The 26,843-nt window shown below is 65.4% G+C and carries 23 protein-coding genes and 1 pseudogene; 13 read left to right on the plus strand and 11 right to left on the minus strand.

The features are described from left to right. Positions 1–10: 10 nt before the first annotated feature. The 5 genes from mnmE to ACHFFA_RS01205 are packed head-to-tail and all read left to right on the plus strand — an operon-like array spanning position 11 to position 5,499. Positions 11–1,285 (plus strand): tRNA uridine-5-carboxymethylaminomethyl(34) synthesis GTPase MnmE, encoded by a 1,275-nt coding sequence (mnmE, locus tag ACHFFA_RS01185; protein ID WP_394269007.1) that lies wholly within the window; start codon positions 11–13, stop codon positions 1,283–1,285. Then, the gene (gene mnmG / locus ACHFFA_RS01190) at positions 1,285–3,171 is read left to right on the plus strand and encodes a tRNA uridine-5-carboxymethylaminomethyl(34) synthesis enzyme MnmG (RefSeq protein ID WP_394269008.1); all 1,887 of its coding nucleotides are present in this window, start codon (positions 1,285–1,287) and stop codon (positions 3,169–3,171) included. The genes mnmE and mnmG overlap by 1 nt, the downstream gene beginning before the upstream one ends. Beyond that, positions 3,168–3,797 carry a 16S rRNA (guanine(527)-N(7))-methyltransferase RsmG gene (gene rsmG / locus ACHFFA_RS01195; protein ID WP_394269009.1) on the plus strand — a complete coding sequence of 210 codons (630 nt, stop codon included), beginning with the start codon at positions 3,168–3,170 and terminating at the stop codon, positions 3,795–3,797. The genes mnmG and rsmG overlap by 4 nt, the downstream gene beginning before the upstream one ends. Next, complete coding sequence (locus ACHFFA_RS01200) at positions 3,794–4,567, plus strand: ParA family protein (RefSeq protein ID WP_394269010.1); 774 nt, start codon at positions 3,794–3,796, stop codon at positions 4,565–4,567. Before rsmG ends, ACHFFA_RS01200 begins: the two co-directional genes overlap by 4 nt. Further along, positions 4,564–5,499 carry a ParB/RepB/Spo0J family partition protein gene (locus ACHFFA_RS01205; RefSeq protein ID WP_394269011.1) on the plus strand — a complete coding sequence of 312 codons (936 nt, stop codon included), beginning with the start codon at positions 4,564–4,566 and terminating at the stop codon, positions 5,497–5,499. Before ACHFFA_RS01200 ends, ACHFFA_RS01205 begins: the two co-directional genes overlap by 4 nt. On the opposite strand, the gene ACHFFA_RS01210 is transcribed toward ACHFFA_RS01205, so the two are convergent. Beyond that, positions 5,472–5,954, minus strand: coding sequence for a hypothetical protein (locus tag ACHFFA_RS01210; RefSeq protein ID WP_394269012.1), 483 nt, complete (start codon positions 5,952–5,954; stop codon positions 5,472–5,474). The two genes, ACHFFA_RS01205 and ACHFFA_RS01210, sit on opposite strands and share 28 nt — an antisense overlap. 78 nt (positions 5,955–6,032) lie before the next feature. Here ACHFFA_RS01210 and ACHFFA_RS01215 point away from each other — a divergent pair, with 78 nt between their 5' ends. From ACHFFA_RS01215 to ACHFFA_RS01240, 6 genes are read left to right on the plus strand one after another with little or no spacing between them, the layout of a single operon-like run. Beyond that, complete coding sequence (locus tag ACHFFA_RS01215; protein WP_394269013.1) at positions 6,033–8,057, plus strand: hypothetical protein; 2,025 nt, start codon at positions 6,033–6,035, stop codon at positions 8,055–8,057. Then, the gene (locus tag ACHFFA_RS01220; RefSeq protein ID WP_394269014.1) at positions 8,057–8,434 is read left to right on the plus strand and encodes a response regulator; all 378 of its coding nucleotides are present in this window, start codon (positions 8,057–8,059) and stop codon (positions 8,432–8,434) included. The genes ACHFFA_RS01215 and ACHFFA_RS01220 overlap by 1 nt, the downstream gene beginning before the upstream one ends. Before the next feature lie 11 nt (positions 8,435–8,445). After that, on the plus strand, positions 8,446–10,983 hold the full coding sequence (locus ACHFFA_RS01225) for a poly-gamma-glutamate biosynthesis protein PgsC/CapC (protein WP_394269015.1): 2,538 nt from the start codon (positions 8,446–8,448) through the stop codon (positions 10,981–10,983). Beyond that, entirely contained in the window at positions 10,949–11,767 is an 819-nt protein-coding gene (locus ACHFFA_RS01230; RefSeq protein WP_394269016.1) for a hypothetical protein, read from the plus strand. The genes ACHFFA_RS01225 and ACHFFA_RS01230 overlap by 35 nt, the downstream gene beginning before the upstream one ends. Then, positions 11,764–12,627 (plus strand): hypothetical protein, encoded by an 864-nt coding sequence (locus ACHFFA_RS01235; RefSeq protein WP_394269017.1) that lies wholly within the window; start codon positions 11,764–11,766, stop codon positions 12,625–12,627. The genes ACHFFA_RS01230 and ACHFFA_RS01235 overlap by 4 nt, the downstream gene beginning before the upstream one ends. Beyond that, the gene (locus ACHFFA_RS01240; RefSeq protein ID WP_394269018.1) at positions 12,624–16,793 is read left to right on the plus strand and encodes a hypothetical protein; all 4,170 of its coding nucleotides are present in this window, start codon (positions 12,624–12,626) and stop codon (positions 16,791–16,793) included. Before ACHFFA_RS01235 ends, ACHFFA_RS01240 begins: the two co-directional genes overlap by 4 nt. Here ACHFFA_RS01240 and ACHFFA_RS01245 read toward each other — a convergent pair. From ACHFFA_RS01245 to ACHFFA_RS01255, 3 genes and pseudogenes are all read right to left on the minus strand, one after another. Next, the gene (locus ACHFFA_RS01245; RefSeq protein WP_394269019.1) at positions 16,781–17,680 is read right to left on the minus strand and encodes a hypothetical protein; all 900 of its coding nucleotides are present in this window, start codon (positions 17,678–17,680) and stop codon (positions 16,781–16,783) included. The two genes, ACHFFA_RS01240 and ACHFFA_RS01245, sit on opposite strands and share 13 nt — an antisense overlap. After that, positions 17,677–18,426 carry a response regulator gene (locus ACHFFA_RS01250; RefSeq protein WP_394269020.1) on the minus strand — a complete coding sequence of 250 codons (750 nt, stop codon included), beginning with the start codon at positions 18,424–18,426 and terminating at the stop codon, positions 17,677–17,679. The genes ACHFFA_RS01245 and ACHFFA_RS01250 overlap by 4 nt, the downstream gene beginning before the upstream one ends. A 46-nt stretch (positions 18,427–18,472) precedes the next feature. Then, positions 18,473–18,955, minus strand: a pseudogene (locus ACHFFA_RS01255) (GAF domain-containing protein). Between the two features lie 77 nt (positions 18,956–19,032). On the opposite strand from ACHFFA_RS01255, the gene ACHFFA_RS01260 reads away from it, so the two are divergent. Further along, positions 19,033–20,487, plus strand: coding sequence for a PQQ-dependent sugar dehydrogenase (locus tag ACHFFA_RS01260; RefSeq protein WP_394269021.1), 1,455 nt, complete (start codon positions 19,033–19,035; stop codon positions 20,485–20,487). A 3-nt stretch (positions 20,488–20,490) separates the two neighbouring features. Here ACHFFA_RS01260 and ACHFFA_RS01265 read toward each other — a convergent pair whose 3' ends face one another. Next, on the minus strand, positions 20,491–22,233 hold the full coding sequence (locus ACHFFA_RS01265) for an acyl-CoA dehydrogenase (RefSeq protein WP_394269022.1): 1,743 nt from the start codon (positions 22,231–22,233) through the stop codon (positions 20,491–20,493). 47 nt (positions 22,234–22,280) lie between these two features. Between ACHFFA_RS01265 and ACHFFA_RS01270 the strand changes: the two genes are divergently transcribed. Further along, the gene (locus tag ACHFFA_RS01270; protein ID WP_394269023.1) at positions 22,281–23,228 is read left to right on the plus strand and encodes an L-threonylcarbamoyladenylate synthase; all 948 of its coding nucleotides are present in this window, start codon (positions 22,281–22,283) and stop codon (positions 23,226–23,228) included. Here the strand turns inward: ACHFFA_RS01270 and ACHFFA_RS01275 are convergent. The 6 genes from ACHFFA_RS01275 to ACHFFA_RS01300 all read right to left on the minus strand — a co-directional run bounded on the left by ACHFFA_RS01275 (position 23,225) and on the right by ACHFFA_RS01300 (position 26,736). Beyond that, on the minus strand, positions 23,225–23,557 hold the full coding sequence (locus tag ACHFFA_RS01275; RefSeq protein ID WP_394269024.1) for a hypothetical protein: 333 nt from the start codon (positions 23,555–23,557) through the stop codon (positions 23,225–23,227). The two genes, ACHFFA_RS01270 and ACHFFA_RS01275, sit on opposite strands and share 4 nt — an antisense overlap. A gap of 46 nt (positions 23,558–23,603) precedes the next feature. After that, a complete protein-coding gene (locus ACHFFA_RS01280) occupies positions 23,604–24,419 on the minus strand; it encodes a head GIN domain-containing protein (protein WP_394269025.1) in 816 nt (271 codons plus the stop codon). A 38-nt stretch (positions 24,420–24,457) separates the two neighbouring features. Beyond that, positions 24,458–24,991, minus strand: a complete 534-nt coding sequence (locus ACHFFA_RS01285; RefSeq protein ID WP_394269026.1) for a CarD family transcriptional regulator — start codon at positions 24,989–24,991, stop codon at positions 24,458–24,460. 200 nt (positions 24,992–25,191) lie between these two features. Beyond that, a complete protein-coding gene (locus ACHFFA_RS01290) occupies positions 25,192–26,076 on the minus strand; it encodes a YihY/virulence factor BrkB family protein (protein ID WP_394269027.1) in 885 nt (294 codons plus the stop codon). A gap of 13 nt (positions 26,077–26,089) precedes the next feature. Continuing rightward, positions 26,090–26,428 (minus strand): ferredoxin FdxA, encoded by a 339-nt coding sequence (gene fdxA / locus ACHFFA_RS01295; RefSeq protein ID WP_394269028.1) that lies wholly within the window; start codon positions 26,426–26,428, stop codon positions 26,090–26,092. Then, complete coding sequence (locus ACHFFA_RS01300) at positions 26,425–26,736, minus strand: RNA-binding S4 domain-containing protein (protein WP_394269029.1); 312 nt, start codon at positions 26,734–26,736, stop codon at positions 26,425–26,427. The genes fdxA and ACHFFA_RS01300 overlap by 4 nt, the downstream gene beginning before the upstream one ends. Positions 26,737–26,843: the final 107 nt, after the last annotated feature.

Genomic DNA, 26,843 nt, shown 5'->3' on the forward strand with positions numbered 1-26,843 from the left:
CAGCTTAAGGGTGAGTGACACCATTTTCGCGCTGTCGAGCGGGGCGCCGCCAGCGGCAATCGGTATCATCCGCATCAGTGGACCGATGGCCGGAACTGCGCTGGCGCGCCTGTCCGGCAGTCTTCCCGAGCCGCGCCATGCGCGAGTTCGTATCTTGCGCGGCGAAGACGGGAGGACAATCGATCAGGCGCTGATCCTGTGGTTCAGGTCCCCGGCGACTGCGACGGGCGAGGATCTGGCAGAGCTGCACTGCCACGGGGGCCGCGCGGTTGTCAGGGCAGTCGAGGCAGAGCTCGGCCGCATGGCAGGACTGCGTCCTGCTCAGCCCGGCGAATTTACGCGACGGGCGTTCGAGAACGGCCGGCTCGATCTGGCAGAGGCCGAGGCGCTTGCCGACTTGCTGTCTGCCGAGACCGAAGTGCAGCGACTTACCGCCCAAGCCAATTTCGGCGGGGCGCTGTCCCGGATGGTCGAAAGCTGGCGCACTCGCGCGATCGGGCTTTCGGCGCGCCTCGAGGCACTACTGGATTTCGCAGACGAAGACGACGTGGCGATAGACCTGACCACCATCGTGACCGGAGCCCGGGAGCTGTCGGAAGACCTGTCGGAAGCCTTGGCAGCACCCTCCGCAGAACGCTTGAGAGAAGGGATAAGGGTCGTCATCGCCGGTCCGCCGAACGCCGGAAAGTCTTCTCTTTTCAACGCATTGCTCGGTGATCAAGCAGCTATTGTGACGGATATAGCCGGGACCACCCGTGATGTGATCGAGCGTCCTGTCGCTTTCGACGGAGTGCCGATCACCTTGATCGATACGGCAGGGCTGCGGGATGATGCCGAAGATACGATCGAACGGATCGGCATCGGCCTGTCGCGCCAACATGTCGGACAGGCGGACCTCGTCCTGTGGCTTGGCGAGGAGGGGGCGGGGCCGAAAGGATCCCTTGAGGTCGCATCGAAAGCGGACATGGGCGTAAATTTGAAGTCCGCCGATGCCCACCGTGTTTCGGCGGTATCGCAGGAAGGGATCGACGCGCTGAGGACGGCCATTGCACATCAGGCGCGTGAGTTACTTCCCAAGCCGGGCGCTGCTGCCTTGAACGCGCGGCATAGATCGCATATTTGCGCGGTGGCGCAGGCTATGGCGGTTATTTCGGAGGACGCCGACCCGCTTATCGTAGCCGAGGCCTTGCGCAGTGCCCGGGTCGAATTCGATGCCATTACCGGACGCGTTTCGACCGACGAAATGCTCGACAACCTGTTTGGCCAGTTCTGTATTGGGAAGTGATGTTTCACGTGAAACAATCTGGATCGCCAGGCGGGCATGATGTTATCGTCATTGGCGGGGGTCATGCCGGCGTGGAGGCGGCCGCTGCAAGCGCGCGGATGGGTGTACGCACGGCCCTCGTAACCTTCGACGCGTCAAAGATTGGCGAAATGAGCTGCAACCCTGCAATCGGCGGGTTGGGCAAAGGTCATCTCGTTCGGGAAGTCGATGCGCTCGATGGGATTCTCGCTCGTGCTGCCGATCGTGCGGCTATCCATTACCGGATGCTCAACCGCAGCAAGGGGAGCGCGGTCTGGGGCCCGCGCATACAGGCCGATCGTAGCCTGTTCCGCCAAGCCGTTCAGGAGATGGCTGGATCTCTCGATCATCTTGAGGTCATCGAAGGCGAGGTTGTCGGCCTGCGCCTGAAAGGCGGAAGGGTCGCTGGGGTCGAACTGGCCTGCGGCACCCGGCTTGATACCGAATGCGTTATTCTGGCTACCGGCACATTCCTTGGCGGGCGGCTTTTCAGAGGTGACGAGCGGCAAGAGGGCGGCCGGATCGAGGAGCGGCCTGCGACTCGTCTCGCGGCCGATCTTCGCCTCCTGGAATTACCAATCCGCCGGTTGAAAACCGGAACACCTCCTCGTCTCGATGGGCGTACAATCGATTGGGCGCGGTTGGAGATGCAAGCCTCGGATGCGGAAAGTTGGACGATGTCGGCGCTAATCCCGGCAAGGACAAACCCGGAGGTTTTCTGCGGCATCACGCGAACGAACCAGCGATCGCACGACATCATTCGCGCAAATCTCGATCGCTCACCGATGTTTACGGGTGCCATCGGCGCCACCGGCCCGCGTTATTGCCCGTCCATCGAGGACAAAATTCACCGCTTTGCCGACCGGGACGGGCATCAGGTCTTCCTCGAACCCGAAGGGCTTCGCACCCCCGTCATCTATCCGAACGGGATCAGCACGTCTCTCCCGGCCGACGTTCAGCTAGCGATGCTTCGAACAATGGACGGCCTGGAGCGGGTCGAGATGATCGTTCCAGGTTACGCCGTCGAATATGACTACATCGATCCCCGGGCGCTTCGGGCCAATCTGGAAAGCAAGGATGTCGAAGGCCTGTTCTGCGCAGGTCAGATCAACGGGACCACGGGTTACGAAGAGGCTGCTGCCCAAGGATTGATCGCCGGAGCAAACGCGGCCGCGCGGGTGCTCGCTCGCGAGCCCCTGAAGCTCGATCGTGCGAACAGCTATATGGCGGTGATGGTCGATGACCTGACCATACACGGAGTCAGCGAACCCTACCGGATGCTCACGTCGCGCGCGGAATATCGTTTGCGTCTACGGGCGGCAAATGCCGGTACCAGGCTGACTCCGATCGGTATCGAAGCCGGCTTGGTTAGAGCTGATCGAAGGGCGTGGTTCGAAGAAAGGATGGAGAAGGCAACGGCTGTAACGTCGGCTCTGGATGCCGAAGTCACCGCCGCGCAATTGCGGGACTTGGGGCTGTCCGTAAACGTCGCGAGCGGGCGGAAGGCCCTTGCCGCGTGGTTGGAGGGCGGATCGCTGACCCTGCAGGATCTCGCGCCGTTCCTGGGTGGTGTCGATCCTGCTGACGAGGTGGCGGTAGAGGTCGCGGAGGACGCGCTGTACCGCCCTTACATCGAACGTCAGGACGCCGAAATCCGTTCGCTCCGAGCGAATGACGGTGTCCATATTCCCATCGATTTCGACTATGCTGCCGTTCCGGGCTTGTCGAATGAAATGGTTGAGCGGTTGAGTTCGGCCCGACCCGAAACCCTGGCAAGTGCAAGTCTGGTTCCCGGAGTTACGCCAGCGGCACTTGCTGCTCTGCTGGTCGTGGCGCAACGCTTACACAAAAAACAGCTAGCCGCGTGACGGAAGAGGAAGCGAAAGCCTGGCTTGAGGAGCGGTGGGGCCGGGAAAAACTCGAATTGCTTGATCGCTTCGTGGCTTTACTGCGAGCGGAAAATTCCGAGCAGAATCTGGTGTCCGCCAAATCGCTGACGGAGGTTTGGGCGCGGCATATCGTCGACTCCGCTCAGCTGCTTGAACTGATATCCCGATCGTCGCGGCTCGGATGGATTGATATCGGGTCCGGGGCGGGGCTTCCCGGTCTGGTTATCTCGGTGCTTGAGCCTTCGATCGAGATGACCCTCGTGGAGCCGCGTGCGCGCCGTGTAGATTGGCTGGCGCGTGCAAATGCCGAGCTCGGCCTCGCTAACTGCACGGTCGAGCCATCGAAGATCGAACGCCTGAAGCCTTTTGCAGCGGATGTCATCTCTGCGCGTGCGGTCGCTCCGCTTTGGCAATTGTTGTTGTGGGGTGCCCCATTCTCGGCACCATCCACAAGGTGGGTCTTGCCAAAGGGCCGGAATGCGCGGCAGGAGATCAATGACCTTCCGCCCAATTCCCAGCCGATGTTTCACGTGGAACAATCGCTGACGGATACGGACGCAGGCATCATTGTCGGAATAGGCCAATACAAGGAGCCGCTCCCATGATTTGCGTGGCGATTGCCAATCAAAAGGGCGGGGTGGGCAAGACCACTACGGCGATCAATATTGCCACTGCGATGGCGGCTTCCGGCTGGCGCACCTTGCTTGTCGACCTGGATCCGCAAGGCAATGCGTCGACTGGCTTGGGTATTCCGACAGCTGAACGAACCCACACGAGTTATGATCTCCTGGTCGAGGGGTCCGCGCTTCCTTTGTGCGTGAAGCGGACTGACATCCCCAACCTCGACATCGTGCCCGCAACGCAAGATTTGTCGGGGGCGGAAGTTGAACTCGTGGCAGTCGAAGATCGCGTCGAACGGCTACGTCGTGCCTTGTCTAATGCCGACTATGATGTCTGTTTCGTAGATTGTCCGCCGTCCTTGGGGCTTCTTACCCTCAATGCTCTGGGTGCGGCAGACACATTGCTTGTTCCGCTCCAGTGTGAGTTCTTCGCCCTCGAAGGGTTGAGCCAGCTGTTGCAAACGGTCGAACGGGTGCAGGAGCGTTTCAATCCGCGTCTCGGTATCGTGGGGATTGCGCTGACGATGTTCGATCGGCGCAACCGGCTGACCGATCAGGTCGCCGATGACGTACGCGATTGTCTCGGGAATCTTGTTTTCGAACACGTGATCCCGCGCAATGTGCGGTTGTCCGAAGCGCCCAGCCATGGCCTTCCCGCCCTTATCTATGACCACAACTGTCCCGGCAGCCGCGCCTATATCGGGTTGGCGCGCGAGTTGATCGGGCGCCTGCCGGAACAGAGGAAAGCGGCATGACGACGATCGATCGCAAGAAAAAGCTCGGCAAGGGCCTCGGCGCACTGCTCGGAGAAACGCGGCGCGAGGAACCGCTGGTCAATGCCGCCACAGGTTTTCGTGACAACGATAACGAGCCGGGCGCAACCGATAGCGCGATGGTAACGATCCCGGTCGCCCGCATTGCGCCGCTACCCGGCCAACCCCGCACGCGTTTCGACGACGCGGCATTGGACGAACTTGCGGCTTCGATTGCGGCTCGCGGTGTCATCCAGCCGATAATCGTACGGCCTACCGGGAAAGGTGGCTACCAACTTGTCGCCGGAGAACGTCGATGGCGTGCGGCGCAAAGGGCGCGGTTGCATGAGATCCCTGCCATCGTTCGCGAACTGGACGATGGGGATGCGATGGCCCTCGCGCTGATCGAGAACCTCCAGCGCGAGGACCTTAACCCGATCGAGGAGGCGCGAGCCTATCAACGGCTGGCCGATACCGACGACATGACCCAGGCCGAGATCGCCAAGCTGGTCGATAAGTCGCGCAGCCATGTCGCCAATCTGCAACGGCTGTTGTCCTTGCCGGATGATGTTCTTGCGCTCGTCGCGGATGGGCGGTTGTCGATGGGCCATGCCCGGGCGCTTGTCGGGCATGAGAACGCGTCCGAGATCGCAAGCGAAGCGGCACAACGCGGTCTTTCCGTGCGTGAGATCGAGCGTCTTGCGAAACGCGACAAACCAACGAAAAAGCGTTCAGATTCAAAGCCTTCGTATGGCGAAAACTCTGAGGACGCCGCGGACATCCTGGCCGTTCAAGGTCATCTGGAGGAATTCCTTGGGCTGAAGGTCAGGATTGCTACCGGAACTGCACCCAGCGAAGGCAGCGTAACGATCAGCTATCGAACCCTCGACCAACTCGATCTCATTTGTCAGCGGCTGACCGGCGGCGACATCTGATAGCCAGCCCCGGGCTCGCCAGTTGACGCCAAGATTGCTTGCAGCATGACAGTGGCCGTCATAGCGTCCGGCGGGGTCGGTGGACGGGATTTTTGGGCGGCAGCGGACAGCAGGGGCAGGGAGGTGGCCGGACAGGCGCGATGCGGCAAAGGCTGCGCGCGTCCGAGGATCTTCGCGATTGCATTGCCAGTGGCCTGATCGCGCTTCTTATCAGCCTTCTTCTTCCGTCGGTTCCATTCCAGCTGCTGGATGGCTGGGCCTTCGATACGGCCACAATATACGATCACCCTACCCGGCCACAGGTTATCGTCATCGAACGCGCGGATGACGTCGATCCCGCTGATTTGCTGGCCGCGCTGGAGTCTGCCGGCGTCCGTGCTCTTGGTCTTGCGGACGACACGCTGGTACCTGCTTTCTGCCGCCCTGGACTCCGCGCCTTCACCATCGTCGCGCACTCATCCATCAGCGCGAGGCCGGGGGCGTCTGGGATTGCGGCGGATGACAGGGAAACACCTTGCGAGTTCGCGCCGGCGGTGGGTCCCCTCGTCACGAACGGCATTACGCGGCGCCATGCCAGCTTCGTCGCAGGGCCATCCGGCCCGCTGCCGCTTATGGAGCCCCGGCTGGCTGATCGCGAAAACGTCTCTGAGCGCTACTATCCGCGAATGCCGGCAACGCAGAACGTCCCCCGCATAGACGCCCAACAGATCGTTGCCGGCGCTTTCGCGGACGATACCCTGCGCGGTTTCGTTGCCCTTGCCTCGTCTGAAGATGCGGCTTCGCGCAGGATTGGCACCCCGCTCGATCCCGGCGCGCGCTTTTCCTCGCCGCCACTGTTCAGCGCCTATGCCGTCCAGTCCTTGATCGACCGGCGCGAGGTCGTCGAAGCCGGTCTTCCGCTTGCTCTCATCCTGTTGCTGTCGGTCAGCCTTGCCGGCCGCATCGCGCTGCGCCGGCCTGCATTGCGTCGCCGTTTCCTTACGACCATTGCGGGGGGAACGGCGACGCTCACTGCGCTATGGTGGGTCGCCCTTCAGAGCGCGCATGTCCTTTTGCCCCTGACGGCCATCCTCCTTGCGCTGATTATCGGCGCCATAACGAAGACGCTGGCAGAGGAGCGCGGTAAGGACCGGCGTCTCGAGCGGACGATGGCGAATGCCATCAACCTGTCGTTCGAGCGCAGTGTGTTTCACAAGAGCGCCGAAATTCCGGCGGTTTTCGAACAGGCGGGCGCCCTGTTAGGACTGCCTTACGCCCGGATGGAGGTGCGCAGCGGCGCCCGAGGGGTTTGGGAAGAGCTGTTCCTCCACGGGGTCTCGGCTGGACCGGTTCGTCAGTCGATCATCGCAGATCCTGATCGCCAGTACCGGTTTGCCTACGCCTTGCCGCCCGGGCCACAGGCGCGGCCGATAGGGCGAATTCTCGATGATGCGGTGGCACGGCTGCAGGCTGGGCGAGAGTGGCAGAGCCGGCTGCTGGCCGCCGAGGGAACGGATTCGATCGATTCCCGGCTCCGGAGTGCGTCCAACCTCATCGCGATCCATTCCGATGAACTCGCCCGCGGGCTCGACGCGCTCGACACCGGAGTATTCGTTTTCCGCCCGCTGGGCACGCCCATTCACGCCAACGCCGGGATGCGAGACATCCTCGGCCTTGCCGGCATCGATCCCGATACCGTGATGCTGGTGGACACTCTGACCCAGCTGGCCGATCTGGAGGTAGCCCAGGCACGTTCGATGGTTCGCGAGACTCTGCTGTGCGGCACCGAGATGCGCGTGCCGATGCGCGATCTGGGCGCGCGGCAACGTATTCTGCGTCTCGGCATCGCATCGCAAGTGCGCCATCGCGCGCAAACCGTCCTTGTGCTGGAAGCCGTCGACATCACCGAACTCGATCGGTTGGCGGAACTGCGTCTGGCGATAGGAACCTTCATCGACCGGCATTTGCGCAACGATCTCGAGGCGATCGCTCTTGGCACGGGGCTGGCACGCGACAGTCGGCTGGATGCGTCCGCGCTGGGCCGCATACTCGACCGTATCGCCGAGGTGACCGACCGGGCAAGCACCCGGCTCGACGATGTCCGCGACCTGCTCGAGGAGGAACCGGGCGCCTCGCCCGATGCGTGCTATCCGATAGAGGCCGGCAGGGCCGTGCAGCAGGCGCTTGACCGTGCGGCTCCCTATGCCGCGGAACTGGGCGTCACGATTTCGAGCGCGATGCCGGCAATCGGCGGATTCAGCATCGCCGAACCGCTGATGCTGTCCGACACCATCGAGGCCATGCTGCGCATCGTCATTGCCGATACCGCGCAAGGCGGATCGGTCGTTCTGTCGCTGAGCGAGAGCGAGGCGGCGACGTTGATCGAGGTCAGCGGCGGCTTCGGGCTGCCGTTCGACCGGTTCATGCACGCACTGGACGCGCGTGCCGGGGAGGTGCCGTCCGAATACCAGATCGCCGCCGCCGGAATCGCCGAAACCCTGAAATGGCGGGGCGAGGCAAGCTACTGGAGTGCGGCCGGTAAAGGGTTTCGTTTCACCATCCGGCTAAGACGAGTGTGATGACTGGCCGATCGATTCTCATCGTCGACGATGACGAGCTGCTGTGCGACATGATCGCCGCGCTCCTGGAGCTCGAAGGCCATGCGGTAGCGGTCGCTCACGATGGCGACGCCGGTCTCGCACTGTGCCGTAGAAGACGTTTTGATTGCATCCTTCTCGATCTGGTCATGCCGCGAATGGACGGCCTGTTGTTCATGCGCACGATCGCCGCCGAACTGCCTGATCATCCGCCCATCGTGGTAATGTCGGCATCGGTCACTGCGGACATCATCGCCGAGGGGCGGGATTACGGGGTTCGCAGCATGATCCGCAAACCTGTTGATGCGGCGCGGTTGCTCGGGGCGGTGGCGGCGGCGTTTGCGCCGTCCTCGCCGTAACCATCAGTTCGATGTTCCCGCTGCCGATCTTTCCCGAGGGCGCTCTTGCCAGTTCGGTCATCACCACAGTGTGGGTCGGCGTGCTGGTGTTGTGCTTTTTCAATCTGCGCTTCGGCTGGGTGCTGTCGGGCCTCGTGGTGCCAGGCTATGTCGTGCCGCTGATGATCGTGAAGCCGCTCGCGGCTGCAGTCATCCTGGTCGAGGCGATCCTCGCCTATCTTCTCGTATGGGTATTTTCCGAAAGGCTGGCTCCCGGCCGTTATCCGAGCCTTTTCGGCCGCGATCGCTTCATGGGTCTTATCCTGGCCAGCATCGCGGTCAGGCTGGCGATGGACGGCTGGGCCTTGCCGCATCTCGCCGATTGGTTGGCGGACAACTTCAACCGCCAGCTCGATTGGCAGAGCGATCTGCAAAGCTTCGGGCTCGTGATCATCTCGCTGCTTGCCAACCAGTTTTGGAAACCCGGCCTCTCGCGAGGCCTGTTCGCGACCGCCGTCGTCACCGGGTTGACCTTCATCATCGTGCGCTACGGCCTGATGGAGTTCACCAATTTCCGGATGAGCGGCGTCACCTATCTTTACGAAGGGCTTGCCAGTTCGGTGCTGGCCAGCCCCAAAGCCTATATGATCCTGGTCCTGACCGCGCTGTATGCGTCGCACATGAACGTGCGGTATGGATGGGACTTCTCCGGCATCCTGATCCCGGCGCTGATCGCGCTGCAGTGGTATCAGCCGACCAAGATCGTCACTTCCTTCGTCGAGGCGGCGGCGATTTACCTGATCGCGCGTCAGCTGCTCAAGACGCCGTGGCTGGCCGGGGTGACGATGGAGGGCGCGAACAAGATCCTGCTGTTCTTCAATATCAGCTTCGTCCTCAAGCTGATCGTCGGTCACGCCCTCGTGTGGTTGGCATGGGACGTCAAGACGACCGATTTCTACGGGTTCGGTTACCTTCTCTCGACCTTGCTGGCAATCAAGGCGCACGACAAGGACATCTTTCCGCGCCTGATGCGTTCGACCTTGCAGGTGTCGTTGATCGGCGCGGGGCTGGGTAATCTTGCGGGTCTTGCTCTTGCCGCGATCGTCCCGACCAGCGCGGCAAAGGCGGCGCCGGCGGGGGCGAGGGCGGGCGGACGGGTCGACGACATGGTGGTTCAGGCCTTAAGCGCGGCCAGTCTGCAAGCTGCGACTGGCGGCGGCGGCCTGAGCGGCGAGGAAGCGGCGGCGCTCGCGCACAGCGTCGCGATCCTGGAGGCTGGTTTGCCGCCGTTGCAGGCCGGAGCCAACGCGGCGGCAGATGGCTGGCGGATCGAGACCCTGGGCGACAAACGCGTCGCGCTGGCGCGGGCAGGGGGCGAGGGGGCGGAACTCCTGCTGTTCGATGATGCGGCCAAACGGGATCTCGCAATCATGGTGGAGCAGCCGGAAACCCCCGGGCTGGCGCTCGCGGCTCTCGAATTGCAACGCCGGCTGGAAGCGCGGTGGTTGCTTCTGGGATTGTCGGCAGCGACGGGGCAGGGCGGGAGCCGGGCGATCGATGCTTTTCGCCGCGCGCATTCCGGGCTGGAACTCGTTATTGCTCGCGATGGTGATGATGATGGCGGGTCATCGACGCTCATGCTTTCGGACCGCAGCGCCTCCGGATTGGACCTTACGGGTCTGCAGGCTGCGGTGCCCGACGTGAGGCTTGGGATCGCGACACGCCGGGATAGTGCAAGCGGTCGCGAAAATCCGCTTGCTCGACTAACGCTCTCTCCCAATAGTTTGAACAGGATCCTCCAAGGTGAGCTCACGAACCTTTCGGGTTCGGCATCTTGTACCGCGCCCACCTATTCGGTGAACCGAACACCCGATCTGAGTCTTGCCCAGAGGCTCTATTTGCGTGATCAAGTGATTGATCCACTCCTGGACGTCGAACCCGGCAATCGCATCGACCTGACAATCCCCGCCCGCGCGGCGGGCCTTGCCGGTTTTGTCGTGCACCGGTGCGACGACGCGGGCCGAAAGCTTTTCGTACTGCAAGGGCCGCAGGGTGCCGGCACGTTCTTCATCGATCCGGCCGGGCGCCGTGACCGGATCGTCATTTCGGCCCTGCGCGAGGAGCGGCGAGGCGGCGGCGGCCTGGACACTTTGGCCGACATCGGTTTCGCCATTGCCCGAGCCTCCGATGCGGCGCTGTTCGCCCTTGCACCACGCGAACTGGCCTATGACAGCGAACAGCAGACGATGTTCGGAGTGGTCTTGCAGACTGCGCTCGACCGCGTGGGCGATCAGCCGGCGCTGGTGCTGCAGCTGCGGTCGCGCCCCGACGTCGATCCCGGGATCGCCGATGGGCGGGCGATCGTGACGATGGATCGTCTGGGAACGCCCGGCGCGCTGGCGGCTGAGGTGCTGGCGGTGGCTCGAGCCGCTGGGCTCGACCCTGTGCTTGCCCGCCGGACGCGCGATGTGGCGGGGTTCGAGGCGTATCCGCAGACCGCGCTGCTGTATCTCGCCCATTCGCAAGGCAAGCGGTATGCCGTCATCTATGCTCCGGCGGCGGACGACTGACCTCGTGCGGTTGACCGTTCTAGGGAGGATCGCCGGGGCAGGGCTGCTGACCGCTCTGGCCACCGGCGGCGCCTATGCGGCCCGCGATGCCCTCGGGCCCATGATCACGCGCGAGGCGCCGTCCGCGGGGGGCAATCTTGCCGATACCACGCGGACCCTGGTCTACCGTGTTCCCGATAGGGGACGCGTGCGTTTCATTCTGTCGCAACCGACGACGATCGTCCGCATCACCTCGCAGCCCAATATCGATCCTGGCGACTGGCGCCGCGATCGGACCTGGACCTACGGGTATCGCGCCGTACTGCGGGATGGAGATGGCGCCATCGTCGCCGCGCATGACATCTATTCTCGCGCGCTGCATCCGGATCGCCTGCGCGCCTACAAGCGCCCGGTCCGCTTCCATCGGACCTCACGCCTTCAAATCGCCCTGCAGGACGAGGCGGTTATCGAGGCTCCCACCGAGGTGGCGATGGTCGACCTTGTTGCGCTCGACCGGGCCGCCGGGGTCAGAAGCGTCGACGCACGGCTGTACGAGCGCCTGCCGTTCATCGGCACCTCGGCCATGTCGGCCTTTCGCCGCCGCGCTCCGGACGAGCAGGCGGACCTCGCCCGCGCCGATGCCTTCTCGGCCGAATTGCTGAGCGACCGGGAGCGATCCTCGCTGATGACGAACCGCTGGAAAGCGGTTGGCCCGGCAGGTATCGCAGGGCGGGACTATCAGGTCGAAGTCGTCTATGAACGTCCCTTCGCACCGCGGCGCGACGATGACGGAGGGGGAGTGTGAGCACATCTGGGCGCCAGTGGCGCCGTGCCGGTCTGCTCGTCCTTGCCATGCTTGTCCTCGCCGCCCTAGCCAGCCGCTACCTCTCCCCGCTCCGCCAAGCGACCGGCTTCGTCGTTCCCAGCGCGGCCGAGGCGAAGAAGGCGGAGGCCGCGTTTGCAAGCGCGCTTGCCGGCAATGATACGCAGCTGCCGCCGGGTCTGGTCGCCGTTCGCCAGGAAGGATATCGCGTGCTCGGCGAAAAGGCCGGACAGTGCGGCGGGCAGGGCACGTATCTGTTGCGGGAACCCCCGGCCCTGCCCTTGGCGATCGTTGCTCCCCATCGCGGTTCGGATCGGCATACGGGGACGATTGCCGCATCTCTGTTCGACGAGAGCCCGGCCGCCGCCGCGGCCTGGAACAGCGCCCCGCGGCGCGCGAATGCCGGCTGCCCTGCCGGCGATCCGACGCGGCACCCGACCCATCATCTGACCGCCTTCTCGCTGGCCTTCGCCGCGGCCTATCCGCAAGGAAGGGTCGTCCAGTTGCACGGGTTCGACGGGGCGCGCCGGACAAGTCGCGCCGCGCAACTGGCCGACATCATCCTCAGCCAGGGGACGCGGACCCCCGCCCCGTCGCTCTATGATCTTGCCGACTGTCTTTCCCGCCGCCTGCATCCCTGGAGGGTGCGGGTCTTTCCGGGAGACGTCGACGAACTGGGGGCACTCGAAAACCGGCAAGGGCAAGCCCTTGCCGCAGCCGGCTTCACGGGGTTTGCGCATATCGAATTGTCCCGGGAGGTTCGCGAGGCGCTGGTCGCTGACGGGGCACAGCGCGCGGTCTTCGGGCGATGCCTCGCAACCGGCGTCACCTCCGCCCGATGAGCGACGCGATCCCCGCTACCCTGCAGGACGCGATGGCCCATGGGCTCGCCCCCCTGCTGGTACCGGTCTATGCCGATATCGCGGCGGAGGCGACCGCTGGCGGGACGGGCGCGGGCTGGCTCTCCTATTGCCGCACGCTGACCGCGTTTGCGCGCTCCGGTCTGGCTGAGATCGCCCGGCTTGGCGACGTGGCGGCGATGTTTCAGACCCGCTACGCGCATGTCGAGGATGGTGCCGAGCAGCGCGCCGCCGTGCTCGATTTTGCCGCCCGGCTGGGCGCTGGAACGGCCCGGCTGCGCCGTGATCGCAAGGCTTTCGAACGGTGGTTCGATGCCGATGCCGTGCGCGAGCGCTATCGCAGGCGCATCGGCCAGCGTGAACGTGCCGTGGCCCATGCCGTCGAGCGGGCGGGGCTGACGGCGGCCGAGGCAGTGCGAGCCGGCGAATGCCGGATCGACGATCCGGTCTTCGGCCGCGAGTTCGCGGTCATGCTCGATGAGGTCAGGCGCCATCGCGGCGAACAGCGAGTGCGCGAGGCCGCGCACCTTGCCCTCCTTCACGTCGCGCGGGCGGCCGGTGCGACCGGGGACGTCTTCTGGATCGAGCAGGCCCTGCGCGAGACGCGGCGCGCGGCGCTCGACTGGCGCGAAAGCGTCTGGGGGCAATGCGCCGCGCTCGAGACGCTCGCGCTGCTGTCGCCGGCCGGTTTCCGCGCAGTCGCATCCGAGCGTCTGTCGGCCGATCGCGCAGCGGTCATGCCCCAGCGGCGCGACGCGGGGCTGTTCGTGGGCCGGCATCTTGCCCGGCTGGTCGCAGGAAGGGTGGGCCGGGACGGGAGGCTGCGCGATCTCCTCGAGCGCCTGTCGCTCGATCCGGAGGGCTGCATCAGGCAGGCGCTGGCCGAGGCTATCCCGAGCTTGCCCAGTGATATCGGGCGCGCGATGGCGACGCGTATGAGGATCGATGTCGATCCCCAGGTGCGCGCCGCGCTGTTTGCCGCGCCCGCCGCCATGGCCGAGGCCATCGGCGTCGAAGAATATGCGGCACATCTGGTCCGGATCCTGTCACGCGAAAACGACGAGTTCGTCCTGCGTCTAGCCATCGACGCCGCCGCCGTCCTCGCTGAGCATCTGCGTGCACGCGGTGCCGAGGATGCACTGGTTCGCCACGCCCCTGCGCTTCGGCGTGCGCTCATCGGGGTGCGTGACAGGGTCGAGCGACCGCGGCAGCGGCGCTGGGCCGGCGAGGCTGCCGAACGCATCTGGCTGGCAGGCGACCGGGAGGCGCTGGCCCTGGCGAAGGTTCTGCACGACAGCGCAGCGACCCTCAAGGAGGGGGGCGGTCGGCGATTGCCCGCTCTCGCCGGGCAAATCCGCGCCAACCCGGACAAGGTCGGCCGGGTCATGGCCGTGCTTGCGCAAGGCGATTTCGGCTACGACCTGACCGAGGGCCCCCGCCCCCTCCTCACCCGCGGGGATCGCCTGCGCCGCCGGCTTTGGCGAACCTTGTTCGAAGCCCGTCACAAGGCGACCGACAAGCGTCAGGCGTTCCTCCATACCATCGGGCGCAGCTATGCCGGCACGCTTTGTGCCCCCTCGGCGCGAATGGCTGAACTGGCCCCGACCAAGGTGCCCGGCGAGCCGCTGTTCCAGTCCGACGACGGCAATTGGCGCAACTGGCTGCCGCTGGTCGACCATGCGCTGTTCGCGATCGACCTCGGCAAACCAATCCGCCTGTTCACCAGCGAGGGCATTACGACCATCACCCCTCCACCCGGCTTTGCAGCGCGGGCGAGGAGTTACTGGCGGCTGTCGCGCGAATTCGCGGCGGTGGCGGAATTGCGCAATCGGGCGGGGCATGACTACGCGCGGGCTCTGGCACGGCATGGCGTCACCCTGGAGTTCGCCCCGCATCCCCCCGCTGCCCCCGCGGGCGAGGATGGCGGGGTGCCACCTGATCCCAGCGTAGTGCGCTTCTTCTCGCTCGCCGGCCCGTTTGCCGCGCTGCCGCTGATCTGGGACCAGGTGGTCAGCTATGCAGCAACGGTATTTGCCAACACCCTGGGCCAGCTGGCGCTATTCCTGGTGCTGGTATGCCTGTGGTTCTTCGGGCGCCATATCGTACTGGGGCAGCATGCGCGAAAGGTGCGTAGCGGCATCGCCCTCAGCCTCGGCGGGTGGGGGACGCGCGGCAAATCGGGTACCGAGCGGCTCAAGGCCGGGCTGATCAACGCGCTCGGGCCGCCGCTGGTATCCAAGACCACGGGCTGCGAAGCGATGTTCCTCAACGGCGAGGCATTCGGCGAGTTGACCGAGATGTTCCTTTTCCGCCCATATGACAAGGCGACGATCTGGGAACAGTACAATCTCATCAAGCTTGCCCGGCGGCTCGGCGGGCGGGTGTTTCTGTGGGAGTGCATGGGGCTCAACCCCTCCTATGTGCGCGTGCTTCAGCGGGACTGGATGCGCGACGATATCGGCACGCTCACCAACACCTATCCCGATCACGAGGACGTCCAGGGCCCGGCCGGGCGCGACATTCCGGTGGTGATGACGCAGTTCATTCCCGAACGCTCGATCTGTCTGACCACCGAGGAAGAGATGCTGCCGATCCTGCAGCAGGGGGCCGAAGCCGTCGGCACGCGGCTGCGCACCGTCGTGTGGCGGCAGGCGGGACTGATCCACAAGAGCCTGCTCGCGCGCTTTCCCTACGAGGAACATCCCTACAATATCGCGCTGGTGACCGCGATGGGCGACGAGCTGGGGCTGGCACCGGATTTCTGCATCAAGGAAATGTCCGACCGGGTGGTGGCTGACCTCGGCGTTCTCAAGACCTACCCCCGGTCCCGCATCGACGGCCGCACGCTCGAATATGTCATGGGCAATTCCGCCAACGAACGCTTCGGGGCAATGGGCAACTGGGTCCGCATGGGATTCGAGGACCATTCGCTGTCCCGGGATCCGGAGATTTTCGTTACCACGGTGGTCAACAACCGTGCTGACCGGGTGCCGCGCAGCCGCGTGTTCGCGCGCATCCTGGTGACGGACATCGCCGCCGACCGCCATTTCCTGATCGGCTCGAACATCGACGGCTTGATCGGCTTCATCGACGAGGAATGGGGCGAATACGAACGCTCGCTGTCCTTGGCACAGGAAGGCGCGGCTCCGCTCGATCTGCTCGAGACCTGGGCCCGGCGCCAGCGCATCGCGCTCACTGCGGCCGAACTCGCCGGTGTGCTTCGCGCGATGCTATCGGCAGGGAAGGCCCCACCCACCCGCGAGGAAGTCGAGCAGGCGATTGCCGCACAAGCGGTGCCGCAGCTGTGCGCGCGTCACGCGCCCGATTTTGCCGAAGCCGTCGCAGCGCATTACCGCGAGCTCGAAGGCTTCCACGCACGCTATGAAAAGTTGCGCCAGACGATTTCTTCCGCGCTCGAGCCGGCGTCGCACGACGCAGAAGTGCGCTCGCTCCTGCGCGATGCCTTCATGACCAAGATCGTTCCGATCCGGGATTACTACATCGAAGGCGAACAGATCGTTCGCCTGATCGCAAAGGCCACCCCGCCGGGACTGATCAACCGGATCATGGGGATGCAGAACATCAAAGGGACGGGCCTCGATTTCGTCTACCGCTGGCAGGCGTGGGAGGCGGTAAGCAAGGCCTGCGACCAGGCGCTCGACGCCGACGAGGCAATCGCTGCGAAGGGCATCGGCGTGCTGGCCGGCTTTCAGGAATACGGGCGGCTGAGCGAGGCGCGGGTAAAGGCGGCGGTCAGCACACTTCGGGCCAGGGCCGAACTGCCGACCGGCATCGGGCCGGCCCAGCTCGATGCGATCGTCGCCCGTCTCGACGAGCAGATCGCCGCGGTTGAGGATGCGCGGCTCGGACCCGGGGCTGCCGACGCAGGCGGAAAGCGCCTGAGCGAGCGTTTTGCCACCTATGCCGTTTCCCTCTTGGAAGGCGTGCTCGATGGCGGGGATGCGGTGCGCCGGCGGCGCAAGGCCGACCGCATCTACGAGGCGTTGGTGGCGGAGCAGATCAGCAACCCGCGCGCCGCGGTGGAACTCAAGAAGCTGACGTCGCGGCAGAAGGGCGGTTGGCTGGCTACGACATTGACCAATGGCGCAGACTGGTCCGCGCCCCGCCGCTGGCTTCAGAAACGGTAGCCGATCGCGAGGTCGATATAGGGCGCGTCGCGCCGGTAGCGGGGATCGTTCGACGTTCGGAACTGATAGGCGGCGCGCAGGCGGGCCTTGAGACCTTCGGTCTTGCCGTACGCGAGGCCGATCTCGGGAGCGACGTAGCTCTCCTCGCGCGGGATCGCAGTCGCTTCGACCGTTCGCTTGTCATAGGTCCACCCCCGCCATTCAACTTGCGGGCGCAGCCGCCAGCGCCGCGCGCTATCGAGGGGCACGCTGCCGCTCAGGCGGATTGTCTGGCGCTCGTATCCACGAAGGTCGTCCTTGCTGTCGACATCCTCGGCACGCAGGTCGAGCCGGGCCCAGGTCCACGCCGCGAAGCGATAGGTGTAGTCCGCTTCGTAACGCAGCGCCTCGCCGGTGGAGGGAACGGCACCGGCATATTCCCGGGCGAGATACTGGACCTCTGCGCGCAGGCGATGGGGACGGCTTTCGTAGGCGAGCGAGACGCCCACCGCATCCTGATCGGTTTCGCGCGCCTCGAGCGTGATGATGTCATCCCAGTGGCCGACAGCCACGGCAATGGTTACGTCCGGGACGATTTCATGCGCCACGCTGGCCACTGCCCGCAGGCTGGTGCGAGTGCTTCGGTCCTCGTCGGTAAAGTCGAATACCGCCGCGCCGAGATCGAACTGGACCTCGGTGCGCCCGCCGGTCCAGGAAAACCCGCCGTCGAGCGAGGTTCCGATCCCGCTGGCCTCGATCGAATCGCCATCGACCACGGCGCGATCGCTGTGCACGGCGCGACCTTCGGCTTCCAGCCAGACGTCGACTTCGCCGGCATGCACCGGGGCAGCGGCGAGTGCCAGCAGCGGCACGGCAAGGCGGGCAAGGGCAACGAGCAGGCTTTTCATCCGGCTGCCTTCAGCAGGGCATAGCTGCGCCGTACGGCGGTGCGGAGATCAGCCGCCCGTGCAGCGAGCAACAGGGCCTCGCCCTCGGCCGCCGCGCGGCCTACGGCGCAGTCTCCGAACGAGCCTGCGGTTCCGGCGAGCTTGTGCAGATGGTCGCGCAGTTCGGCGGCGAGAGGCGGGGCAAAGTCCTGGCTCTGGCAGACATGCTCGAAGCGACCGAGGACCTCGGCCTTGCGCAGATGATATCGGCGGCGAAGTGCGGCATCTGGTTCGTCCCTCCGCACCGGGACTGCTCCGCCAGAGGCCGGGATCCATCGTTCGCAGCATGTCGCAAGATCAGCCAACGAGAGGGGCTTGGCGAGGACCCCCTGCATTCCGGCATCGAGATAGCCCCGGACGTCGCGCTCGTCGGTCGCCCCGGTCATGGCAATGATCGGAAGCTCGGCTGGACCGACCCCCGCATTCCGAATGCGCCGGGCGGCTTCACTACCGGTCATTGCCGGCATCATCGCATCCATCAGCACCATCGCATGGGAGGCGCCGCCGGCCCGTGCCCGAAGAACCGCGCCGAACGCATCGCTGCCGTTCGCCACCCGGTCGACATCGTATCCGAGGCGGCGAACCATCAACGTGACAAGATCGCCGGCAACGGCATCATCCTCGGCAACGAGGATCCGAGGGACAACCTGCGCCGCGCCGCCGAGGCAGCCGGATTCGTTCGGTTCGCAGGAATTTCGCACTGCCATCAGCGCTCTCTGGCGCGGACAGCGTTAAGATCGCGCTAAACCGGCGCTAGATCCGCGAGGCGATTGCCGCGGCCAAAGCCTCGATCCCGGTACGGTCGTCCTCGTCGAACCGGCCGCGCCTCGGACTGTCGAGGTCGATCACGGCGATGACCTCGCCGTCACGCAGCACCGGCACAACCAGTTAGGCGGCGCTTGCGGCGTCGCAGGCGATATGGCCGGGAAACTCGTGCACGTCCGCCACCAGCTGGCTCGTGTTGTTGGCAGCCGCGGCGCCGCAGACGCCCCGGCCGAGCGGGATGCGGATGCAGGCCGGCCGGCCGATGAACGGACCGAGCACCAGCTCGTCCCCGACCATGCGGTAGAAGCCCGCCCAGTTGAGATCGGGCACGAACTCCCACAGCAAGGCGGCAAGATTTGCCATGTTCGCGATGCCGTCGGCTTCGCCCTCGGTCAGCGCCACCGCCGCATCGACGAGTTGGCGGTAGCTTTCGGGCTTGGCGACATCGGGGCTGGGGGCAAAAGCGAACATGGCGCCGATGTAACGCGGGGGGCGGGGCTTACAAGGGGCGTTGCGGGCACCGCGCCGCTCGCTTACCACACACCATCATGAGCCTCGCCAAGAAATTCGGTATCGCCCTTCTCGTTCTCCTGCTGGTGCTGGTCGTCGGCGGGTACTTCGTCACACGGGGCAGCACGGCCACGATCCCGATTGACGAGGTGGTGGGGACCGACCCGCGCCTTGCTGAGCCGGATGCCGAGTTCTTCCCGACCATCAGGATCGCCGAGCCGGTGGGCTGGGCCGCGGGCGAGGCGCCGACGCCGGCGGCAGGACTTCAGGTTTCCCGCTTTGCCGAAGGGCTCGATCATCCGCGCACGATCCATACGCTGCCCAATGGCGACGTCCTGGTTTCGCTTACCCGCGCACCGGCGACGCAGGAGGAGGGCGGCATCCAGGGCTGGATCGCCGGCTTGCTGAAGGGGCGGGCCGGGGCGACCGGGCCGTCGCCCGATCAGGTCGTGCTGCTGCGTGACAGCGATGGCGACGGCAGGGCGGATGTCCGGCAGGTGGTGGTCGAAGGCATCGCCTCGCCCTCGGGGCTCGCCTGGCGGGACGGCACCCTTTACGTTGCCGCGCATAACGCGGTCTACGCCTATCCCTACGCGCTGGGCGCCGCGAAGGTCGCCGGGCCGGGGCGCAAACTCACCGACCTCGCCGTAGGCGGTGGGCACTGGATGCGCAACCTCATCCTTTCGCCCGACGGCGGCAACCTTTACGTCGCGGTCGGCTCGGATACCAACATCGCGGACAAGGGCCTCGCCGCCGAAGAAGGCCGCGCCTTGATCTGGGAGTTCGATCTGAAAACCGGCAGCCGGCGGCAGTTCGCCGGGGGGCTGCGCAATGCCAACGGGCTTGATTTCAATCCCTGGTCGGGCGAGTTGTGGACCACGGTGAACGAACGCGACATGCTCGGCCCGGATCTCGTCCCGGATTATCTCACCAATGTTCCACTGGGCGTCCAGTATGGCTGGCCGTGGGTCTATTGGGGCGACAATTACGATCGCCGGGTCGAATACCCCATTCCCGACTACATCAGCTATGTTCGCACGCCGGAATATTCCCTGGGCCCGCATGTCGCGGCGCTGGGGCTGGTCTTTACCCGCGAGGGCGGTCGCCTTGGGGAGAGGTTCGCTCGCGGGGCCCTGATCGCAAGGCACGGGTCCTGGAACCGCAAGCCGCCTTCGGGATACGACGTCGTGTTCGTGGCCTTCGACGAGCGGGGCAATCCCCAAGGCCCTCCGGTCCCGGTGCTGAGCGGGTTTCTGACCGGCGAGGGCACCACCCGCGGCCGCCCGACGTGGGTCGACTGGGCCGGCGACGGCGCCCTCCTGGTGAGCGACGATACGGCGGGGATCATCTGGCGCACGATCGCCCCCGGCGCCCGCCCGGTCGGCCCGGCGCGGCGGGTCGAGAGCACCTCGCTGCCGCCGCGCCGCGAACTGCGCGGGCAGGAAGCGACCTTCGGCCCGGCGGACTATGCCCGGCAGGTGCCCGGGCAATAAGGATCAGGCGAGCATGGCTGCGGTATCGAGGGCATAGAGCCCGCCAGCCCCGGCCAGTGCCGACGCCTTGAGCCCGGCCGCCTCGGGCACGATCCGCTCGGCGAAGAAGCGCGCGATGACCGGCTTGCTCGCAGCAAGGCCTGCATCGTCGCCACCTGCCACGGCCCGGGCCTGCTGCGTTAGCTGCCATCCGGCGACCGCGACGGCCAGCATGGTGCAGAAAGGCACCGAGCCGGCAAGACGATCCTCGATGCTGGCGGCGGCCCGCATCCATTCGGCGATATCGGCGCAATCTCGCGCGAGTGCGGCGATCTGCGGTGCGTCGTCTCCCACCTCGCGAACGACATCGGCGATAAGGCTCGTCACAGCCTCGCCATCGCCCAGACCGAGCTTGCGCGTGACCAGATCGGCCGCCTGGATGCCGTTGGTGCCTTCGTAGATTGGTGCAATCCGGGCATCGCGCCAATGCTGGGCGGCGCCGGTTTCCTCGACATAGCCCATGCCGCCGTGAATCTGGATGCCGAGGCTGGCGACCTCGATGCCGATATCGGTCCCCCATGCCTTTATCAGCGGGGTCAGCACTTCGGCCCGGGCCCGGGCGGCGGCATCGCCCAGAGTCCCCCGGTCGACCTGCCCGGCGGTGTAATAGAGAAGCGCGCGCGAGGCCTGCGTCAGCGCTTTCATCCGCAGCAGCATTCGCCGCACGTCGGGATGCTCGACGATCGCCACCGGGTTCCTGTCGGGCGAGCCGGCCCGGGCGGACTGGATGCGCTCATTGGCGTAGGCCGCCGCCTGCTGGGTCGCGCGCTCGGCGATCTGGACACCCTGGTTGCCGACATTGATCCGGGCGTTGTTCATCATCGTGAACATCGCCGCCAACCCGCGGTTGGGCGCGCCGACCAGTTCGCCGATGCATTCGTCGTTGTCGCCATAGCTCATTACGCAGGTTGGCGAGGCCATGATGCCGAGCTTGTGTTCGAGGCTGACGCAGCGCAAATCGTTGCGCGGACCTGTCGAACCGTCGGCATTGACGAGATACTTGGGCACGATGAACAGGGAGATGCCCCGGCTTCCTTCCGGCGCATCGGGCAGGCGCGCAAGGACGAGGTGGATGATATTGCCCGCCAGTTCATGCTCACCCCAGGTGATGTAGATCTTCTGCCCCTTGATCAGGTATTTGCCGGCATGTTCGCCGCCGTCGATCGGGGTCGCCGTGGTCCGGAGCGCGCCGACGTCACTCCCCGCCTGCGGCTCGGTCAGATTCATCGTTCCCGACCATTCGCCGCTGACCAGGCGCGGCAGATAGGTCTGCTGCTGCCCCTCGCTGCCATGATGTTCGAGCGCCTCGATCGCCCCGACACTGAGCATCGGAAGAAGATTGAAGGCCATGTTCGCCGTGCCGAGGTTCTCGAGCACGTTGCACGCCAGTGTAAACGGCAACCCTTGTCCGCCGAATGCCTGCGGCGAAGCGATGGCATTCCAACCCTGCTCGACATAGGCGGCATAGGCCTGTTCGAACCCTTCGGGCAGGCGGACGACGCCGTTCTCCAGCCTGGCGCCAACAAGATCGCCCACCCGGTTGAGCGGGGCGAACTCGCCGGCAGCAAACTGCCCGACCCCTTCGACGATCGCCTCGACCATGTCGGGCTCGGCCGCCGCGAACCTTTCGTGCGCTGCCAGCGTCTCGATCCCGGCGTTGACCCGGATGGCGAGCAACTGGTCCTTGGTGGCGGGGGCGTAGGTCACGGCATTCCTCTTGGCATTGCGGGTGCAGGGGATATAGCGCGCGGACGATGAGCGGCAACTACGCTACGGAAACGGTCCCGGCCGAAGCTGCCGGAATTGCCCGGGCGGCAGAGGTGCTGCGCAGGGGCGGCCTCGTCGCCCTGCCGACCGAGACGGTTTACGGCCTGGCCGCAAGGGCCGACAGCGAGGCGGCGGTGCGGCGGGTCTACGCCGCGAAGGGCCGGCCGGGCTTCAATCCGCTGATCGTTCACCTGCAAAATGTCGGGGAAGCGGCCCGCTACGCCCATATGCCGCCGGCTGCGCTCGAACTTGCCGAGCGCTTCTGGCCGGGCCCGCTGACCCTGGTGGTGAGGCGGCGCGACGATGCCGGACTTGCTCCATCGGTCACCGCGGGCCTGGCGACCGTCGCATTGCGCGTGCCCGCACATCCGGTGATGCAGGCGGTGCTTGCCGCCACCGACCTTCCGCTTGCCGCCCCGTCAGCCAACCGCAGCGGCTTCGTCAGCCCGACGACTGCGCCCCATGTCGAGGCCACCCTGGCCGGGCGAATCGACCTCATCCTCGATGGGGGGCAGCCTTGCGCCCGGGGTATCGAATCGACCATTCTCGCGGTTCGCGACAATGGCGCGATCGAAGAGCTTCGTCCCGGCCCGATCTCGCTCGACGACCTCCCTGCTTTGGCGGCGCCCCGCATGGAACGGCCAATCGAGGCTCCGGGTCAGCTCGCCAGCCATTATGCTCCTGGCAAACCGGTCCGCCTGAATGCAACGAAAGTCGCGCCGGACGACTTCGTGATCGGTTTCGGCGCGGTCGCCGGGGATTGCACGCTTTCGAAGAGCGGTGACCTGGCCGAAGCGGCAGCGCGGCTTTACGCGTGCCTGCACCTTGGTGCGGCGTCGGACAAGCCGCGGATCGCGGTGGCACCGATCCCGGATTGCGGCATCGGGGCGGCGATCAACGATCGCCTGCGCCGCGCCGCGACCGCTCCGGACTAGTCGGGGGCAGGTTCTCGCGGGAGTGTCGGGATCAGCTGCTGCATCTCGGCGTAGGTCTGGCGGGCGTCGTCGCAGGCACGCCTGCTGCCCTCTTCACACTCGTCCAGCTGCCGGGCGTAGGTGCGTTCGAGCTTCCCCAGCCGTTCTTCCCGTTCGCGCAGGGCCCGGCCGCGCTTCTCATCCGATTCCGACTGGCTCGTCGTCACGAGGTCGATGCCCTTTCCGGCCGCCCGGACCGGCAGCGAGGCAATATCGAGCGCGGTCTTGGCAAGACATCCTGACAGCATCAGGCTGCCCATCGGCAACAGGAACAAGAACTTTCGGCGCATCGCGGGTCTCCTGCGCCGGTCCTAACGCGCGAAGGTGAGGGTGGGATTAATCGCGCCCGGGCCCGCAATGCAGATCCCCCGACCCGGCCTTGCTCAGGGTACAGCGTGCCGCCCCGCGGACGGTGACGTTGCCCGACCCGGCGATGCTTGCCGCTACCTCGCCATCCGATGCGAATTCGGCATCGCCAGACCCCATGATCGAAACGCTGCCCTGCTCTGTGCGCAGTTGCGGCATCATTGCCGAACCCGAACCGGCAATGCTGATATCCAGCTGGCGCGCCGTCCCGGCGGCGAGGACGTCGCCGCTGCCGTTGATCGCGATGGAAAGTTCCCGCGCGGCAACGTTCATGGCCTTTACCGTGCCCGATCCGGCCAGCGCGATATCTGCTGCATCTTCGATGCCGCGTGCCTCGATCATCCCGGAACCGGCCAGCGCGAGGCCTTGCACGCGCGGAAGGCTGACGCGCACGAGCGCCTTCCCGGACGACTGGCCGCGTTTGCGCCCGATCTCCAGAGTACCGTCTTCGATCTTGAAACGAAGCGCCGCCACCGCCTCGGGATCGCCCGAGACGTTGATTTCGTAAGCCGCGCCGGACGTCACGATCACCCGGTCCACCCCCGCAAGTGCGATACCGGTCGGCGCTGCGCCGCTGCGATCGAGATTGGCCAGGGGAACGCCCTCGTCGGTACCATAGCTTGCCGCGTTGGCGCCGCACGCTGCCAAAGCCACCGCGCCCAACGCGATCGTCCCTGCGCGAAACTGCCACAAGACCTGCATGACGTTCACTCCAACTGCGTGTTGCACTTGAGTAATACACTTGGTGGCGAGCTTGCGCAAGGTCATGAAAAAGGGCCGCTGCATCACTGCAGCGGCCCTCGTGTCGGTCGAGCGGTTGTAAGTCAGGCGTCTTCGTTGTTCTCGTAATACTGCGGCGCGTGTTCGCGCAGCACATCGAGGATCTTTTCAAGGGCGGTCGGCTCGTCGGTCTTTTCCATTGCCGCCAGTTCGCGCGCCAGGCGGCTCGATGCCGCCTCGAAGATCTGCCGTTCGGAATAGCTCTGCTCGGGCTGGTCATCCGGGCGAAACAGATCCCGCGTCACTTCGGCAATGAGGACGATTTCGCCCGAATTGATCTTGGCCTCGTATTCCTGTGCCCGGCGGCTCCACATGGTGCGCTTGACCTTGGGCTTGCCCTTAAGGGTTTCCATCGCCTCTTTAAGCGTCTTGTCGCTCGACAGCTTGCGCATGCCGATCGATTCCACCTTGTTGACCGGAACCCTCAGCGTCATGCGTTCCTTTTCGAAGCGCAGGACGTAGAGATCGAGCTGCATTCCGGCGATTTCCTCGCTTTGCAGTTCGATGACCCGGCCCACGCCGTGCTTGGGATAGACAACGTAATCGCCAACGTCGAAAGCATCCGGCTTGGAAGCCATGCAGTAAGTCCTTATCCTCGGGCAGCCCGCGCCATCAGGATGGAATCGTCCTTGCCGCACAAGGCGGCGGGTACGTCGATAGCGAGGAAAGTTCGGGCCTGCCCTTTTCAACATCTCACATGTCCGCACGGGCAACCGGTGCGGATGTGCTCATATAGCATCGATTTTGAAAATTACGAGTCGTTGTAACGAATCGTGTCTCAGCCCACCTCGAGCCCGTTGTAGCCCGGGCGCCGGTCGCCCCAGGCGGCGTTGAGCTGGGCCCCGAAAAGCACGACATAGGCCGACAGGTAAAGCCAGGTCAAAAGGACCACGACTGCGCCCAGCGAGCCATAGGTCGCGTTGTAGTTGCCGAATTGGGAAACATAGACCCCGAAACCCAGCGTCAGCATGAGCCAGCCGAATGCGGCGAAGATCGCGCCGGGCATGACCATGCGCCAATGCGGCGCCTCGCGGTTGGGGGCGAAACGGTAGAGCGCCGCCGAACCGACTATGCCGCCGGCCAGCATCGCGAGATAGGTGGCGCCCGATCCGGTGATCGCCAGACCCGTCGGCAGGTAACTGAGGAAGGCGGACAGAGCGGCGACGGTGGCGAACGCGACGATGACCCCCAGGATACCGCACACGGTAATCAGCAGCGCCACCCCGTTCGCGCGCAGGAAACTGCGCCCCTCGGGAACACCGTACGCGATGTTGAGTCCGGTCAGTATCGAGCCGGCGCCGTTGCGCGCCCCGAACAACGCGATGCCGAGCGCGACGAGCAGCCCGAAGCCCTTCTTCCCGCGCGACGTTTCGACCACTGTTTTAAGCTGGTCGGCAAACAGTTCGGCCGCGCTTGACGGCATGACCGAACTCAGGCGGCCGATGTCCTCTGCCACCTGCGCCTGATCGGCCACCAGGCCGTAGATCAGCACCGTGGCCGCGAGCAGCGGGACGATCGAAAGGAAGACGTAGAAGCCCACCCCTGCCGCGGCCATCGAGACATTGTTGCGGCCCGAACGCTCGATCGCGTCCGACACGATGTGCCAGCCGAATTTGGCCCCTCCGCCGAGGCAGTGGGTGGCGGCGCGTACACGGTCGTCCATCACGATGCGGCGTTCAATCGCCCGTGCCGGGCTCCGGCGTGAAGAATTTCTCGAACTTGCCGGCCTCGCCCTTGTGCTCGTCGGCGTCGGCGGGCGGCTCCTTCTTCTGCGTGATGTTCGGCCATTCGGCGCTGAACTGCGCGTTGAGTTCGAGCCATTGCTCCAGCCCGCTCTCGGTATCGGGCAGGATCGCCTCGGCCGGGCATTCGGGTTCGCAGACCCCGCAATCGATGCATTCGCTGGGATTGATCACCAGCATGTTGTCGCCTTCGTAGAAGCAGTCCACCGGGCAAACTTCGACGCAATCGGTGTATTTGCATTTGATGCAAGCATCGGTGACGACATAGGTCATTGAGGCGCGTCCTGCGGCTGAGAGGCGAGTTGGTCCGCTGCTATGGCGGATTGGCCCGCGGGGTCAAGATCGCGATAGCAGGCCTGGGCATCGCGGGGGGGACCGCGTTGCTGCGGCAGATCCAGCACCTCGACGATCCGGATCCTGCTGCCGAGCGGAAACGTCAGGACGTCGCCCACCCGGATTTCGCGGCTGCCGCGCGATATCCGGTCGCCGTTGACCCGCAGGTGTCCTGCCTCGACCAGTTTCTGTGCCGCACCGCGGGTCCGCACGAACCGGAGGCAGCACAGCAGTCGGTCGATCCGCATCTCAGCCCTTGCTGATGAGATCGGCCAACCCGGCGAACGCACTGCCTTCACGCGGGCGCGGCGCGGGGGGCTCGCGGCGCTGCACCCGCCGCGCGGCCGGCCGAGCA

This window comes from Qipengyuania sp. (assembly GCF_043423005.1).
Classification (GTDB): Bacteria; Pseudomonadota; Alphaproteobacteria; order Sphingomonadales; family Sphingomonadaceae; genus Qipengyuania.

Excerpts from the sequence above, each read along its gene's own strand:
- mnmG (WP_394269008.1), top strand. The coding sequence starts at position 1,285 with ATGTTTCACGTGAAACAATCTGGATCGCCAGGCGGGCATGATGTTATC.
- ACHFFA_RS01200 (WP_394269010.1), top strand. The coding sequence starts at position 3,794 with ATGATTTGCGTGGCGATTGCCAATCAAAAGGGCGGGGTGGGCAAGACC.
- ACHFFA_RS01205 (WP_394269011.1), top strand. The coding sequence starts at position 4,564 with ATGACGACGATCGATCGCAAGAAAAAGCTCGGCAAGGGCCTCGGCGCA.
- ACHFFA_RS01220 (WP_394269014.1), top strand. The coding sequence starts at position 8,057 with ATGACTGGCCGATCGATTCTCATCGTCGACGATGACGAGCTGCTGTGC.
- ACHFFA_RS01225 (WP_394269015.1), top strand. The coding sequence starts at position 8,446 with ATGTTCCCGCTGCCGATCTTTCCCGAGGGCGCTCTTGCCAGTTCGGTC.
- ACHFFA_RS01230 (WP_394269016.1), top strand. The coding sequence starts at position 10,949 with ATGCCGTCATCTATGCTCCGGCGGCGGACGACTGACCTCGTGCGGTTG.
- ACHFFA_RS01240 (WP_394269018.1), top strand. The coding sequence starts at position 12,624 with ATGAGCGACGCGATCCCCGCTACCCTGCAGGACGCGATGGCCCATGGG.
- ACHFFA_RS01245 (WP_394269019.1), bottom strand. The coding sequence starts at position 17,680 with ATGAAAAGCCTGCTCGTTGCCCTTGCCCGCCTTGCCGTGCCGCTGCTG.
- ACHFFA_RS01250 (WP_394269020.1), bottom strand. The coding sequence starts at position 18,426 with ATGGCAGTGCGAAATTCCTGCGAACCGAACGAATCCGGCTGCCTCGGC.
- ACHFFA_RS01260 (WP_394269021.1), top strand. The coding sequence starts at position 19,033 with ATGAGCCTCGCCAAGAAATTCGGTATCGCCCTTCTCGTTCTCCTGCTG.
- ACHFFA_RS01270 (WP_394269023.1), top strand. The coding sequence starts at position 22,281 with ATGAGCGGCAACTACGCTACGGAAACGGTCCCGGCCGAAGCTGCCGGA.
- ACHFFA_RS01275 (WP_394269024.1), bottom strand. The coding sequence starts at position 23,557 with ATGCGCCGAAAGTTCTTGTTCCTGTTGCCGATGGGCAGCCTGATGCTG.
- ACHFFA_RS01280 (WP_394269025.1), bottom strand. The coding sequence starts at position 24,419 with ATGCAGCGGCCCTTTTTCATGACCTTGCGCAAGCTCGCCACCAAGTGT.
- ACHFFA_RS01285 (WP_394269026.1), bottom strand. The coding sequence starts at position 24,991 with ATGGCTTCCAAGCCGGATGCTTTCGACGTTGGCGATTACGTTGTCTAT.
- ACHFFA_RS01290 (WP_394269027.1), bottom strand. The coding sequence starts at position 26,076 with ATGGACGACCGTGTACGCGCCGCCACCCACTGCCTCGGCGGAGGGGCC.
- fdxA (WP_394269028.1), bottom strand. The coding sequence starts at position 26,428 with ATGACCTATGTCGTCACCGATGCTTGCATCAAATGCAAATACACCGAT.
- ACHFFA_RS01300 (WP_394269029.1), bottom strand. The coding sequence starts at position 26,736 with ATGCGGATCGACCGACTGCTGTGCTGCCTCCGGTTCGTGCGGACCCGC.